Genomic DNA, 15044 nt, shown 5'->3' on the forward strand with positions numbered 1-15044 from the left:
CGTAAGGGCGAAACCCTAAGTGGCCGTTACCGCAGGAATGGATATGTACCCAGACAACCAACAACCTGGTCGGCCCAAAGGCCGCCAAGGCCTAGTCCCCTCGGACGATGTTACGGAAGGGCGTCAGAGCAAGAATCCATCGCACTCCATGCACAACGAAAGGGCTAGTGCGATGAACGACATCAATTTGAAAGCCGACATGCTCCAGGCCATGCGCCGCTTGGCCAAGTCAGTCACCATAATCAGCACCAGCAACGGCACCGAGCGCTTCGCCATGGCCGCCACGGCAGTCGACTCCCTCAGCACCGAACCACCCTCGCTACTCATCTGCATCAACAAAACCGCCTCCCCCCATGCCGCACTGGCGACCGGCGCAGACTTCTGCGTCAACATCCTCGGCGTCGAACAGCAAGACCTCGCCCACCTGTGCAGCGGCGCAATCAAAGGCGAAGCACGATTCGACCGAGGCAACTGGCTCACCAGCGCCGGCGGCATTCCCTACCTGGGCGACGCCCAATCGGCAATCCTCTGCCGGCAAGACGGCCACTTCAGCTACGGCACCCACACCGTCTTCATCGGGCGCATCCTGCAAATCCACACCAGCGAAGCGATCACCCCGCTGGTCTACCTCGACGGCACCTACACCACCACCGCCAAACCCGTCCCCTCCTTCGCTGTCGCCGGCTGAGGCCTGAAAAAATGGACAGCCTGAACGGGTTGACGGCGTTGCGAGTGAGCAGCGCCGACCAGCTGAACTGGGATGACCGCTGCGACTTGCTGGTGGTCGGTTTCGGCGGTGCCGGCGCCTGTGCCGCCATCGAAGCGGCCAGTCGCGGATTGACGGTGCTGGCGCTGGATCGCTTTGAAGGTGGCGGCGCCACCGCGCTCAGTGGCGGAGTGGTGTATGCCGGTGGCGGCACGCCGTATCAGCGCCAGGCCGGCTATGACGACAGCAGCGAAGCGATGTTCAACTACCTGCGTCGGGAAGTCGGCGAGGCTGTCAGTAGCCAAACTTTGCGGGAATTCTGCGAAGGCAGTTGTGAACAACTGGCGTGGCTTGAGCGTCAGGGTGTCGCGTTCGAATCCAGCGTGCCGCCGCATAAAACCTCGTACCCGAGCGATCAGTACTACCTTTATTACTCCGGCAACGAAGCCGTGCCGGCCTATGCCGCCATTGCCAAACCGGCACCTCGCGGTCACCGCACCAAAGGCCCCGGCATGTCCGGCGCCAGCCTGTTCGCCCCGCTCAAGGCCAGCGCCTTGCGTCACGGTGCGCGCCTGCGCAGCCAGTGCGAAGTGCGGCGGCTGGTGCTCGATACCAGCGATCAAGTGCTGGGGGTCGAAGCCTGGCAGCTGCCGCCTGGTAGTCGCGCAGCCCGTCAACATGCCCGGCTTTCGCGCTGGGCCAGCGCCATCCACATGTACGCCCCGGCATTGGCCGACCGTTTGCGCGCTCGCTTGCGACGCATCGAACAAACCAGTGCCGAACGCCAGCTGATTCGCGCCGAACAAGGTGTGTTACTGAGCAGCGGCGGTTTTATCTTCAATCGCGGGTGGGTCCGCCAGCATGCGCCGCAGTATCTGGCCGGTTTGCCGCTGGGGACCACTGGCTGTAACGGCAGCGGAATCGCCCTGGGACAGAGTGCCGGTGGCAGCGTGGCGCGGATGGACAAGGTCAGCGCCTGGCGTTTTATCAATCCACCACTGGCCTGGGCCCGAGGGCTGATCGTCAATGCTCGGGGTCAGCGTTACGCCAACGAAGAAATCTACGGTGCGACTCTCGGCCACGCGATGGTCGAAGAGCAGGACGGTCGCGCGATTCTAATTCTCAACCGGGCACTGGTGCGCGAGGCATTGCGTCAGGTCGGGCCGGGCAAGGTCTGGCAATTCCAGCGCCTGCCGGTGCTGCTCAATTTGCTGTTCAACGCCCGGCGTAGCAACAGCTTGACGACGCTGGCCAAGCGTTGCGGATTGCCCGTCGAGGCCCTGCGACAGAACCTGGAAACCTATAGCCGCGCCGCGCGAAGCGAAGTCGTTGATACCTTCGGCAAGTCGCAAGCCATGCTCGCCGACATGGACCAGGGGCCGTGGTACGGCCTCGATCTGTCCTTCGCCAGCCGCCTGTTTCCCTGCCCGGTCATCACCCTTGGCGGGCTGAAAGTCTGCGAGCACAGCGGTCAGGTGCTGGACCACGCCGGTCAGCCGATCCGTGGTCTTTACAGCGCCGGCCGCAATGCAGTCGGGGTCGCTTCCAACCTTTATGTCTCCGGCCTGTCGCTGGCCGATTGCATCTATTCCGGTCGCCGGACCGCTGCCCATCTGGCCGATCAAGTCGCACTTCAAACCACACGCTCAGGAGAACAACAATGCAACGTGTAGAAGGCAAAGTCTGCATCATCACCGGCGCCGCCAGCGGCATCGGTCGCGAAGACGCCCTGCTGCTGGCCCGCGAAGGTGCCAAAGTCGTGCTGACCGATCTCAACGAAGAAGCCGGACGCCAGGTCGCCGCAGAAATCGGCAGCAATGCGCTGTTCATTCGCCATGACATCGCCAGCGAAAGCGATTGGCAACACGTGATCAAAACCACCCTGGAACACTTCGGGCGCCTCGACGTTCTGGTGAACAACGCTGCGATTCTGGCCTTGGGCAGCATCGAAGACACCACGCTGGAACTGTGGCAGAAGGTGCAAAAGATCAATGGTGACGGGTACTTCCTGGGCTGCAAATACGCGATCCAGGCCATGAAGGAAACCGGCGGCGGCTCGATCATCAATATGTCGTCGGTGGCGGCGCTGGGCGCGATGCCGATGTTCTGTGCCTACTCGGCGTCCAAGGGCGCGGTGGCGGCAATGACTCGCTCGATTGCCTTGCATTGCAAGCAACAGGGCTACCGCATTCGCTGCAACAGCGTGCACCCGGATGGTGTCAACACGCCGATGACCCAAGCCTTGACCGGCGGCCAGCCGATCCCTCAGGAAGCCCTCGACCAAGACCCGATGAATCGTATGTGCGCGCCCCGGGACATTGCCAATGTGGTGCTGTTCCTCGCCACTGACGAGTCACGTTTCGTCAACGGTGCCGAGATCCGCGTCGACAACGCCCAATTGATCAGCGGGCTCTGAGGCCGAGGTGAACATGGGCACGCAACAGCAGAACCTGACTCCGGCCGAATCAGCGACGGGAAGCTACTCATTGCAAGTGTGCGCGGTGATCGACGAGACCTTTGATGCGCGCTCGCTGGTGCTGGATATACCGCCGCCACTGCGTGAGCGCTTTCGTTACAAACCGGGCCAGTTCCTGACCTTTCGCGTGCCCTGCGCTGGCAAGCTGTTGACCCGCTGTTACTCCATGGCCAGCTCGCCGCTGTCGGATGCGCTGCCCAAGGTCACGGTCAAACGGGTCGAGGGCGGCCGGGTGTCGAACTGGATGAACGAGGTACAGGTCGGTGACTGGCTGGAGGTGTTGCCGCCGGCGGGGCATTTCTGCCTGAACCAGGAGCAATCGGTTGATAGACCGCTGGTCCTGTTCGGTGGAGGGTCGGGCATCACTCCGGTGTTTTCCATTCTCAAATCGACGCTGCGCAGCAGCCTGCGGCCGATCAAGTTGATCTACGCCAACCGTGATGAAGCCTCAGTGATTTTCAAGGATGAGCTGCGTCAGTTGATCAAGGCGCATCCTGATCAACTGCACGTGGTGCACGTCCTCGACTCGGTCCAGGGTTTCCTGACCGAGGCCCAGGTGCGTCATCTGCTGCGTGGCTCGGCTGGCGGTGACCACTACATCTGCGGACCGGGGCCATTCATGGACACCGTGGAGCGCACGCTGCTGGAACAGGGCGAAGCCGCCGAACGCATCCATGTCGAGCGCTTTGTCTCGCCTCCGGATCCCGACGTACTACTCGCCGAAGAAACCCTGGCCCGGGTGGCCGCCCTCGAATCACTGTGCGAGGCGCTGATTGTCGAGCTCGACGGTCAGCAACACGAGATTGCCTGCCGCCCCGGCGACACCCTGCTGCAAAGTTGCAAAGCGGCAGGCCTGGACGTGCCCTCTTCTTGCGAAGAAGGTTTTTGTGGAGCCTGCATGTGCGTCGTCCAGGAAGGTGAGATCCAGCTGGCACGCAACGATGTGCTCAGCCCCAAAGAACTGGCCGAAGGCTGGACGCTGGCCTGCCAGAGCCGTCCAACCGGCGCCCGGGTACGGTTGAAATTCCCTGACTGATGTCGAACACCTGTGGCGAGGGAGCTTGCTCCCGCTCGGCTGCGAAGCAGTCGTTGCTTTCAAATCTTTGGGGCCGCTTCGCAGCCCAGCGGGAGCAAGCTCCCTCGCCACAGGGGTACTGATGACTGACCAATACGCCTTAGTCTCAATGGACGATCACCCGGGCGCGGTCTGCGGTTAGACTCGGCCACAGCATTAGCCCACAACAATAAAAGAGGTGCAGTTATGGCTCGTTTGCAGAACAAGGTCGCGGTGGTTACCGGCGGCGCTTCAGGGATCGGTCTGGCCTGTGTGCGCCGCTTCGCCGCTGAAGGCGCGCAAGTGGTGGGGCTGGACATCGGCACTGCACCGGCGGATTTCCCTGGCCTGTTCATGACCCTCGATGTGCGCGATGAAGCGCAGGTCCAGCAGGTCATGCAAGAAGTCATCGGCCACTTCGGGCGCATCGACGTGCTGGTCAACGCGGCCGGCGTCGCCGACCAGGGCAGCGTCACTCAGACCACCACCGCCAACTGGCAACGGGTGATGGACATCAACCTGACGGGCAGCATGCTCACCAGCAAATACGCGCTGGAATCGATGGTGTCGCAACGCAGCGGTTCGATCATCAATGTCGGCTCGATCTTCGGTTTGCAGGGCTGCGACGGCAACGTTGCGTACAACGTCTCCAAGGGCGGCATCAACCAGCTGACGCGCTCGATGGCCATTGATTACGGCTACGCCAACATCCGCGTCAACGGCTTGTGCCCCGGCCTGATCGAAACGCCGATGACCAGCATGGTCCGCGAGCAGGAAGCCTTCCACGCCTTCTTCGCCTCGCAGCACATGCTCAATCGCTCCGGGCAACCGGAAGAAGTGGCCAACGTCGCGCTGTTCCTGGCTTCAGACGAAGCGTCCTTTGTCAGCGGTCAGATGATCGCCGTGGACGGTGGTTTCTCCGCCGGTCGCCGCTTCGCCCCGCCTGCCCAGTAATTCGCTATCCGGCCGGGCGCCCTGCCCGGCCTACTCCCTTTTTCGCCACTGTCTTCTAACCGGGGAGGCCCCATGCCGCCTGTCGCAACCGCACTGACCATCGCCCAACTGTTCGCCAACGCTGCCCAGGCCTACGGCGACCGCCCGGCCATCGAGGATGACGGGCGCTCGATCAGCTACCGAGAACTCGACCAACTGCGCCGCCAAGCCGCCCGCGCGCTGCTGGCAATAGACGTTCAAGCCGGGGATCGGGTGGCGATCTGGGCGCCTAATGTGTGGGAATGGATCGTGGCCGCCGGTGCGCTACACAGTGTCGGTGCAGCACTGGTGCCACTCAACACCCGCATGAAGGGCAGCGAGGCGGGTTACATCCTTCGCGAAAGCGGTGCCTGCGTGTTGTTTGCCATCGGTGAGTTTCTGGGTGCCGATTACCCGCGCATGCTGGCGTCTGAAGACCTGCCGGCGCTGCGCCAGATCGTCACCTTGCGCGACGGTGGGTCGGGCACCCTGAACTGGGATGACTTCCTCGACCTGGGTGCAGACGTTTCGCAATTGTCCCTGCGAACCCGCGAACAAAGCGTTGGCCCGCAAGCGCTGTCCGACCTGCTGTTCACCTCGGGCACCACCGGTAAGCCCAAAGGCGTGATGACTAACCACGGGCAAAACCTGCGGGTGGTGCGCGACTGGAGCGAGGTGGTCGGTTTGCGTGAGGGCGATCGCTACCTGATCGTCAATCCGTTCTTCCATTCCTTCGGTTACAAGGCCGGTTGGCTGGCGGCGCTGATGCGCGGCTGCACCATCGTGCCGCAGCAGGTGTTCGATGTGCAGGCGGTGCTTGAATGCGTCGAGCGCGAACGGATCACCGTGCTGCCCGGCCCGCCGACGCTCTATCAGTCATTGCTTGCCCATCCGCAACGCAGCGAATTTGACCTGACGTCATTGCGAGTGGCGGTGACCGGTGCCGCGGCGATTCCGGTGGAAATGATCCGGCGTATGCGCGACGAACTGGGGTTTGCCACCATCGTCACCGCCTACGGTCTTACCGAAGTCTGCGGTTTTGCGACGATCTGCCGTCCTGGTGATTCGCCGGAATTGGTCGCCAACACTAGCGGCCGGGCCATGCCTGGCGTGGAAATCCGCTGCGTTGGCAACACGGGCCGCAACCAGCCGGCCAACGTTCCCGGCGAGGTTCAGGTGCGCGGCTATAACCTGATGCAGGGTTATTTCAATGATCCGCAGGCCAGCCGGGAAGTCCTCGATGCCGACGGCTGGCTGCACACCGGGGACATCGGCGTGCTCGACGAACAGGGTTACCTGCGCATCACCGACCGCCTCAAGGACATGTTCATCACGGGAGGTTTCAACGTGTACCCGGCGGAGATCGAACACTGCTTGCTGACCTACCCCGGCGTGGCCCAGGTCGCGGTGATCGGCATCCCCGATGAACGCCTTGGTGAAGTGGCAATGGCCTTCCTGCTGCCGGCTCCAGGCATCGAGATCGAGCAGGCCCGATTCCTCGCCTGGTGCCGCGAGCAAATGGCCAACTACAAAGTCCCGCGCCGGGTGCGGGTGCTTGAGAGCATGCCGCTCAACGCAGCGGGCAAAGTGACCAAGAATGTGTTGCGCGAGTGGGCCGGGATTGGCGCTGAGTGACTGGTCACTTCATTTCTCCAGTCGAACACAATCCCTGTGGGAGCGAGCTTGCTCGCGATATCGGTGTGTCAGTCGCAGCAGTTCTGACTGAACAGGCGCCATCGCGAGCAAGCTCGCTCCCACAGGGTTTTGTGTTTGACCTGCCGAGTGTCGACTAGACCACCCGTGCCGGATGCTGCTGGCGCGGGTCGCCGAGCATGGCGCGGTGAAGTGGCAATGGCCTTCCTGCTGCCGGCTCCAGGCATCGAGATCGAGCAGGCCCGATTCCTCGCCTGGTGCCGCGAGCAAATGGCCAACTACAAAGTCCCGCGCCGGGTGCGGGTGCTTGAGAGCATGCCGCTCAACGCAGCGGGCAAAGTGACCAAGAATGTGTTGCGCGAGTGGGCCGGGATTGGCGCTGAGTGACTGGTCACTTCATTTCTCCAGTCGAACACAATCCCTGTGGGAGCGAGCTTGCTCGCGATATCGGTGTGTCAGTCGCAGCAGTTCTGACTGAACAGGCGCCATCGCGAGCAAGCTCGCTCCCACAGGGTTTTGTGTTTGACCTGCCGAATGAGGACTAGACCACCCGTGCCGGATGTTGCTGACGCGGGTCGCCGAGCATGGCGCGGTGGGAAGGTGGCTGGCGGCCGCCGGCTTCGCTGATGCCGTAACCGGCGGCTATTTCGGCGGTGATTAATGTCTGCCCGGAGAACGTCATCAACTGCGGGTCATTGAGCAGCGCGTGAATCACCCGGCCATTGAATTGCGGGGTTTCGGCATCCGCCAGAAAGGCCTTGTATTGCTCGCCATGCTGCTGGCCGGCTATCCGGGTGCGTTCGGTCAGTTGCGGGCCGGCTATCCGGGTGCGTTCGGTCAGTTGCGGGCCGAGCCATAGCGATAACGCCGCCACACCACGCCCCTCGAAGTCGATGGCCATGTCGGCCGCCAGTTTGTCGCAACCCGCTTTTTGCGCGCCGTACGCGGGGCCATGCATGTAACACCCGGCACCGAATGACGAGGTGAAGCAAATAAGCCCTCGACCGCTGCGCAGCAACAACGGCGCAGCATGATAACTGGCGATATAAGCCGAACGCAGACCAACGTCGAGGATCCGTACCAGGTCCAGCGGCTTCTCCCAGAAAGGCCCCGGTTCGATCAACTGGTCATGAATGAACGCGGCATTGTTCACCAGCAAATCCAGTTGCCCGCATTCCTTTTCAACCCGGGCGAACAGTGCCTGGACCTGCGCATCGTCGGCATGATCGCAGACCACCGCGATACCCCGCCCACCCGCCGCAGTAATCGCCGCCGCCGTATCCTCCAGCGAGCCGAGCAATGCATGCCCATACAAATTCGATCCGCCCGTTTCTGGAGATCGCCCGGTGACAAACACCGTCATGCCCGCAGCGCCAAGGGCCAGGGCGATGCCCTGACCGACCCCGCGACTGGCGCCCGTCACCACCGCGACTTGTTTAAGTGGCTGATTCATTCGACGCTCCTGAACAGGCTTTTGGCCGAGCTGGTTTCGCTCTGACACTTGATGTGATTGGCCGCCACGTAACCGAAGGTCATTGCCGGGCCGATGGTCGAGCCGGCGCCCGGGTACGTGCGCCCCATCATCGAAGCGGCGCTGTTGCCGATGGCATACAAACCGTTGATGGGTTGGCCGTCCTCATGCAATACGCGGGCGTGAACATCGGTCAGCAAACCACCCTTGGTGCCGATATCCCCGGCATCAATGCGCACGGCGTAGAACGGACCTTTGAGCAACGGTGCCAGGCAAGGATTGGGCTGCACATTCGGATCACCGTAGTAGCGATCGAACAGCGATTCACCTTTATGGAAATCGGCGTCGACACCCTGCACGGCCATACCGTTGAAACGTTGCAACGTACGGACCAGACCGGCACCGTCGACGCCGATTTTTTCTGCCAGCGCCTGCAAACTCGCAGCCTTGTAAAAGTACTCGCGCAGGTGCTCGGGCAGTTGCCAATCGGGCTGGGCGTAGCCGGGCAGTAACGCGCCGCAGGGGTACTTGCGGCGGAATTCGGCGTCGAACACCATCCAGCACGGCACACTCACCGCGCCTTCGCGATTGTTGGCATACATCGCGTAAACGATATCGGTATAGGGCGCGGCTTCGTTGACGAAGCGTTCGCCGGCGGAGTTGACCAGCACGCAGCCCGGCAAAGTCCGTTCGACGAACAACGCGCGCTGTTTTTCCTCACCCTGGACATGGGTGGTCGGCGCCCACCAGCTATGGTCCATCAGCGCAGTGCGAGCACCGATTGCCTGGCCGGCGCGAATGCCGTCACCGGTATTGTGCGGCGGCGTGGCACTCCAGGTGGCCTGGGTCGGCTGTGGCAGATACTGCGTACGCATCGCCTGATTACGCTCGAAACCACCGGCCGCGATGATCACGCCGTAGCGTGCCTTGACGTTGAGTAACTGCCCGTCGCGACAGACGCGAGCGCCGCCAACCCGATCACCCACGAGCAGCAGTTCTTCCAGGGCACAGTTCAGCCAAAGGGATTTGCCGCGGTCCTGCAACGAACAGCGCAAGGCGCCAATCAAGGCATTGCCAAGGGTCAGGAAGCGGTCGCGGCGTGACAACCGCCGGCCCTCGCGGTCACGCCAGTAACGCCACATCACCCGCAGCGTCAGTCGCAACCAGCCAGGGCCACGGCACAGCAGAACCTGTGCCTCTTTCATGGTCATCGCCATGCGTCCCATCATCAGGGTTCCGGGAGATGGCGCACGCATGCGCAGAAATTCCTCACCCAGTTCGGCGGCGTCAAACGGTTGCGGGTCCATGGAGCGATAGCCCGGTTTTCCGCCTTCGACTTCCGGGTAGTAATCGGCATAGCGAGGCTGTGCCTCGAAACGCACGCGAGTCTGTTGTTCAAGGTATTCGACCATCTCGCGACCGTGCTCGACATAGGCTTCGATACGCCCATCATCGATCTCGCCGTGGGTCACCGCGCGAATATAGGCGATCGCTTCTTCCGCTGAATCACTACCGCCCAGGGCTTTGATCCGATGGTTGTCCGGTATCCAGATGCCGCCGCCGGACACCGCCGAGGTGCCGCCGTATTCGGCGCTCTTCTCGATCAATAGCGCATTGAGCCCCAGATCGTGGGCACGCAGCGCCGCAGTCATTCCCCCCGCTCCGGAGCCAATCACCAGTACATCGCAGCACTCATCCCATTTGATCCCGGCAGCTTTCATGCGATCACCCTTGCTCAGCGCCCATCAGGCAGAAACCGCCGCCGCCAGATCTTCGCCCGGTGCAGTCGGTCTCGGGATTGTTCGCCGCGTGTCCTGAACGGTCATCGTCCGATGGGACTAAGGCGATGGGCGCGCCAGCCCTGTGCAAATCGCTTAGTCCGCTTGGACGATGTTGCGCTCGAAAGCTGACTCCATAGTCGCCCACAGCACCAATCACCCCCCTGAAATGCAGGTCGGGCAGGTCTGACCTGGGCATGAGGACGACATGATAAAAACAATAATCGCCCCACAATCGCTGCACCCTCGCGTACAGCTGGCCATGCTCTTGCTGGCTGGTGGACTGGGTAGTCAAGCCAGCGCCATGAGTTTCCAGCCGAACGAGGATTTGAGCGTCGACTGGGATACCACACTGACGTACAGCCTGGCTTGGCGGACCGAGTCTCGCGATCACAAGCTGACGGCCAATGCCAACGGCAACGATGGCGACAACGCATTCGACAAAGGCAGCCTGATCAACAACCGCAGCGGTTTTCTCACCGAGGCCAACATCAAATGGCGTGAGGACTACGGCGTATTCCTGCGTGGGACGGGCTTCTACGACAACGTTTACGATCAAGGCAACGACAACGACACAGGCACCTCGAACTGCTTCGCCGGCGGTCATTGCAACCGTCCCGACCGGTTTTCCCAGGACACCATCGACCAACACCGCAATGAACTGCGCATGCTCGATTACTACGCGTATGGCACCTGGGACATCGGCGGCCACAACTTCAACGCACGGCTCGGCAATCAGGTGGTGAGCTGGGGTGAAAGCCTGTTCTACCCCGGCATTTCCGCCGCCCAGAGCCCGGTGGATGCGACCAAGTCGACCACCCCGGGGGTTGAGGTCAAGGAGATCCTGCTGCCCGTCGGCCAATTGTTCACGCAGTTCAGCCTGACCGACAGCCTCGATCTGCAGGCCTACTACCAATACAAATGGGAAAAGACCGAGCTGTTCGGCGTGGGTAGCTACTTCTCCACCACCGACTTCATCGACGAGGGTGGCTTCAACGACGCCAGCGGTTTCCTGACACGCCTGGGTGACGACAAGCCGAGCGACAGCGGCCAATACGGTGTGGCCCTGACCTATGCGGCAGAGTCGCTGAACAACACCGAGTTCGGCCTCTACTACTCGCGCTACCACGACAAGACCCCGTCGCTGGATTTCCAGACAGACCTGGGGCACTACCGGGTGCGCTACTTCGACAACATCGACCTGTTTGGCGCGAGTTTCTCCACGGTGCTGGGCAGCGTGAGCTGGGCCGGTGAAGTCAGCTACCGCGACGGTCAGCCAGTGATGGTCGACAACGGTTTCTCAAGCCCGGTGCGCGGCAAAACCCTGCAGGCGCAGACGTCGATGATCTACGTGCTCGGCCCTACATCATGGGCCGACAACACCACCCTGACCGGTGAGCTGGTCTACAACACCGTGCTCAGCAACGACAAGTCGGAACCTGTGACATTCGCCCCTGGATTCTCGCAGCCGGGCACCGACAGTCTGGTCTATGACCGCGACGCCTTCGGCTACACGGTTCAGGCGAACTTCGATTACAACAACGTGTTCAGCGGCTGGGACATGTCGGTGCCCGTCACCTACAGCACCGCCGCCCAGCATGACAGCGCACTGGTGGGCTCGATCAACTCGGGCCAGGGCGACGACCGCGCGAGCATCGGCAGCTCGTGGCGCTATCTGGGCAACTTCACCGTCGAAGCCCGTTACAACGCCTACCTGGGCAACGCCAACAACGCCCCGTTGGCCGACCGCGACAACGTCGCCCTCAACTTCAAATACCGGTTCTGAATCCCCTGATGGAGGAGCACAGCATGTCTAGATTTACCCACACATTGTTGGGCACGGCGTTGGCCGTCAGCCTGCTCGGCAGTGGCCTGGTTCAGGCCAAAATCAGCAATGAAGAAGCCGCACGCCTGGGTCAGGACCTGACCCCGATGGGTGCCGAGAAGGCCGGCAACGCCGACGGCAGCATCCCGGCCTGGACCGGAAAATGGCGCGGCTTGCCGCCGCAGCTCAAATACGCGGGCCCTGGCACGCCGTACCCGGACCCGTACGCGGCAGAAAAGCCGCTGTTCGTGATCAATGCGCAGAACATGGACAAGTACGCCGACAACCTCACCGATGGCCAAAAAGCGTTGCTAAAACGCTACCCCGCGACCTTCAACATTCCGGTGTACCCGAGCCATCGCGACTTCCGTTTCGATCAGCGCCTGGAAGACCTGGTCAAGAAAAACGCGGTCAGTGCCGAGCTGGCCAACGACAACAACGACACGCAAAACGCCTGGGGTGCCTCGCCGTTCCCGATTCCAAAGAACGGTAGCGAGTTGATGTTCAACCATACGCTGGCCGGACGCGCCAATACCGAAGAGGCCAACTACGGGCAGGCGGTGGTCTATTCCAACAAGGAACGTGTGCTCGAAGAGGTCAATTACAAGATCTTCTCGATCTGGTCCAGCCCGGATAAAACCCTGGAGAGCGCCAACGGTATTCTCACCAACTTCCTGATCACCACCCTGGAGCCGGTGCGCAAGAAAGGCGAGATTGTCGTCGGTCACGAGTTCATCAACCCGACCGCCTCCCCTCGTCAGGCCTGGCAGTACAGCCCGGGGCAACGTCGGGTACGTCGTGCGCCAACCGTAGGCTATGACTCACCGAGCGGCGCCGGCGGTTTTCGAGTGTATGACGAAGACCGTTTGTTCAACGGTGCACCGGATCGCTACAACTGGACCATCGTCGGCAAGAAAGAAATCTTCATCCCGTACCACAACTACAAGATCGACGAACCTGGTGTGACCACCGACCAGATTCTGGCCACCACCGGCCACATCGATCCGCAGTACATGCGCTATGAAAAACACCGCGTCTGGGTCTTGCAGGCCACCCTCAAGGAAGGCGCCCGCCATGTTTACGCCAAACGTGTGTTGTACCTGGACGAAGACTCCTGGGCCGCGACCCTGGCCGACAACTACGACAGCCGCGGCGTACTCTGGCGCACCAACATGCAAACTTCGATCTACGCCTACGAACTGCAGCGCTACCACGCTCGCCTCGGGATCTACCATGACCTGATCGCCGGTTCGTATCTGGTTGACCGGATGTTGATCGATCAAAAGCCCGCCAAGCTCAACGCCACCGCCTTCACTGAAGACGAATTCACCCCCGGCAACCTGCGCAAACTCGGCACCCGCTAAACCCTCTGCGCCCTGACCGATTTACTCGGTCGGGGCGTTGTGCTTTTTTGAACTCGCTCATGTCACGGAAAACTCCCCATGAATAAATTGCTCACTGGCGTCATCGCCATGGCCAGTGTCAGCCTGTCGATGCAGGCCAACGCACTGAATATCTTGCTGACCAACGACGACGGTTGTCGGGCGCCCGGCATCGATGCGATGTACCGGGCGCTGACGGCCGCCGGGCATCAGGTGACCCTCGTTGGTCCGTTAAACGACAGCAGTGGCATCAGTGCGGCCAGCGTGGTCGTGCCCGGGCAGACGTTGGCAGTGACCGAGTTGGCGCCAGGCAAATTTTGCGTCGGTCCTCCCGAGGGCTACTCCCCGCCCCCGGGCAAGACGTCCGCCATCGGCACCCCGGTAGACGCGGTCAATGTTGGCCTGGACGTGCTGCTCAAAGGCAATCCGCCAGACCTGGTGGTGTCGGGCAGTAATTTTGGTGAAAACGTCGGCCCGCTGACGCAAATGTCCGGCACCTTGAACGCAGCGGTCCGCGCGATGTTCAAGGGCATTCCGGCGGTGGCGGTGTCGACGGCCATCGACATGGACCTGATCATCCGCGACCAACAGGCCGGCTACCGCAAAACCCTCGGCGCCATGGATGACACTGCCCGGTTTGCGGTGAAGGTTATCGAGCAGGCAAGCCTCGCGGGTGCTCACGCCAAACAGTCCTGCGAAAAAGACAACTTCGGCTGCGAGTTGAATGTGCTCGGTTTGCCGGGTGTCAGCGGGTTGAATATCAATTACCCGGCGCTGGCGGCCAATGACGTCAAAGGCGTGAGTTTTGCCCCGATCGGCAATTGGGACCGGGTGAACTTCACCTCCCAGCGCGGCGCCGACGGTGTGGTTCACGTCAACCTGGTCGCCCCGCCGACACCGACAGCCGCCCAGCAACAGGCCGATGCGTATCAGTTATGGCAAGGGCATGCGGTGATCACCGTGATCGACGGCAACATGAGTGCGCCGGGTGCGGTGCAGGATCAGGCGAAGGAAATGTTGCGAGACATTAAACCTTAAGGCACGCAGAACCTCCCTGTGGGAGCGGGCTTGCTCCGGGCGGCGTTCCGACGATTGCGGTTTGACATTCAGCATTGATGTCTCTGACATACCGCCATCGCGAGCAAGCTCGCTCCCACAGGGTTACTGGGTGTACACAAAATCTGCGAACACCACGAACTATTGTGGGAGCGAGCTTGCTCGCGATTGCGGCGACACGGTTTCTGATCAAACCCAAATCGCGTCCCACAGCGGATACTCGCCCAGCTTCTCTACCAACCCTGCCCGCAATGGGTTTGCAACGACATAACGGGCAAGCTTCACCAAGTCCTCATCTCGCCGCAACGCACGATCGTGATAACCCTGTTGCCAAAGGCTGCCTCTTCGCCCCGTAGACATGTTCACGGCCCGCGTACTCAACGATTTGGTTTTTTGCATCAGTTCACTCAGTGAACACTGCTGCAATTGGATCAACCAATGAAAATGATCGGGCATGACGACCCAGGCCAAAGAGTTCGCCCAGCCTTGTTCCTGTGCACTTCGAAATTGGTCAACGACCAGCCTGCCCAAGCCGAAATCCTTGAAAACGGGGTTTCGGTCAAGTGTGTTGGTGGTCAGCAGATAAATCCGGTTGGGTTCGGGATAGCGGCCAATGCGAAGACGACGTGAAGCGGGTAAATCAGGCATTCCTTTGCCCTATTCGATGAAGT

12 protein-coding genes and 1 pseudogene are annotated in these 15044 nt (G+C 61.4%); 10 read left to right on the forward strand and 3 right to left on the reverse strand.

All coding sequences use genetic code 11. The features are described from left to right. Positions 1-172: 172 nt before the first annotated feature. From VD17_RS17215 to VD17_RS32220, 7 genes and pseudogenes are all read left to right on the forward strand, one after another. Positions 173-688, forward strand: a complete 516-nt coding sequence (locus VD17_RS17215; RefSeq protein WP_046054826.1) for a flavin reductase family protein — start codon at positions 173-175, stop codon at positions 686-688. Positions 689-699: 11 nt separating this feature from the next. After that, complete coding sequence (locus VD17_RS17220) at positions 700-2379, forward strand: FAD-binding protein (RefSeq protein WP_046054827.1); 1680 nt, start codon at positions 700-702, stop codon at positions 2377-2379. Then, positions 2367-3122 carry a glucose 1-dehydrogenase gene (locus tag VD17_RS17225; RefSeq protein ID WP_046054828.1) on the forward strand — a complete coding sequence of 252 codons (756 nt, stop codon included), beginning with the start codon at positions 2367-2369 and terminating at the stop codon, positions 3120-3122. Before VD17_RS17220 ends, VD17_RS17225 begins: the two co-directional genes overlap by 13 nt. A gap of 13 nt (positions 3123-3135) precedes the next feature. Further along, positions 3136-4218 (forward strand): ferredoxin--NADP reductase, encoded by a 1083-nt coding sequence (locus VD17_RS17230; protein ID WP_046054829.1) that lies wholly within the window; start codon positions 3136-3138, stop codon positions 4216-4218. 225 nt (positions 4219-4443) lie between these two features. Continuing rightward, a complete protein-coding gene (locus VD17_RS17235; RefSeq protein WP_046054830.1) occupies positions 4444-5190 on the forward strand; it encodes an SDR family NAD(P)-dependent oxidoreductase in 747 nt (248 codons plus the stop codon). Positions 5191-5262: 72 nt separating this feature from the next. Continuing rightward, positions 5263-6843, forward strand: a complete 1581-nt coding sequence (locus tag VD17_RS17240; RefSeq protein ID WP_046054831.1) for a FadD3 family acyl-CoA ligase — start codon at positions 5263-5265, stop codon at positions 6841-6843. 153 nt (positions 6844-6996) lie between these two features. Continuing rightward, a pseudogene (locus VD17_RS32220) lies at positions 6997-7248 on the forward strand (AMP-binding enzyme); the annotation flags it as partial. Positions 7249-7402: 154 nt separating this feature from the next. On the opposite strand, the gene VD17_RS17250 reads toward VD17_RS32220, so the two are convergent. Beyond that, positions 7403-8314: an SDR family NAD(P)-dependent oxidoreductase gene (locus VD17_RS17250; protein ID WP_046054833.1), complete on the reverse strand. Its 912-nt coding sequence runs from the start codon at positions 8312-8314 to the stop codon at positions 7403-7405. After that, positions 8311-10053 carry an FAD-dependent oxidoreductase gene (locus VD17_RS17255; RefSeq protein ID WP_046054834.1) on the reverse strand — a complete coding sequence of 581 codons (1743 nt, stop codon included), beginning with the start codon at positions 10051-10053 and terminating at the stop codon, positions 8311-8313. Before VD17_RS17255 ends, VD17_RS17250 begins: the two co-directional genes overlap by 4 nt. A gap of 265 nt (positions 10054-10318) precedes the next feature. On the opposite strand from VD17_RS17255, the gene VD17_RS17260 reads away from it, so the two are divergent. The 3 genes from VD17_RS17260 to VD17_RS17270 all read left to right on the forward strand — a co-directional run bounded on the left by VD17_RS17260 (position 10319) and on the right by VD17_RS17270 (position 14355). Continuing rightward, positions 10319-11896 carry a DUF1302 domain-containing protein gene (locus VD17_RS17260; protein ID WP_046054835.1) on the forward strand — a complete coding sequence of 526 codons (1578 nt, stop codon included), beginning with the start codon at positions 10319-10321 and terminating at the stop codon, positions 11894-11896. 23 nt (positions 11897-11919) lie between these two features. Further along, on the forward strand, positions 11920-13299 hold the full coding sequence (locus tag VD17_RS17265; protein ID WP_046054836.1) for a DUF1329 domain-containing protein: 1380 nt from the start codon (positions 11920-11922) through the stop codon (positions 13297-13299). A 78-nt stretch (positions 13300-13377) separates the two neighbouring features. Continuing rightward, complete coding sequence (locus tag VD17_RS17270) at positions 13378-14355, forward strand: 5'/3'-nucleotidase SurE (RefSeq protein WP_046054837.1); 978 nt, start codon at positions 13378-13380, stop codon at positions 14353-14355. A 207-nt stretch (positions 14356-14562) separates the two neighbouring features. Here the strand turns inward: VD17_RS17270 and VD17_RS17275 are convergent, their stop codons facing one another. Next, positions 14563-15021 (reverse strand): REP-associated tyrosine transposase, encoded by a 459-nt coding sequence (locus VD17_RS17275; protein WP_046054838.1) that lies wholly within the window; start codon positions 15019-15021, stop codon positions 14563-14565. Between the last annotated feature and the right edge of the window lie 23 nt (positions 15022-15044).

Source organism: Pseudomonas fluorescens (genome assembly GCF_000968015.1).
GTDB lineage: Bacteria > Pseudomonadota > Gammaproteobacteria > Pseudomonadales > Pseudomonadaceae > Aquipseudomonas > Aquipseudomonas fluorescens_W.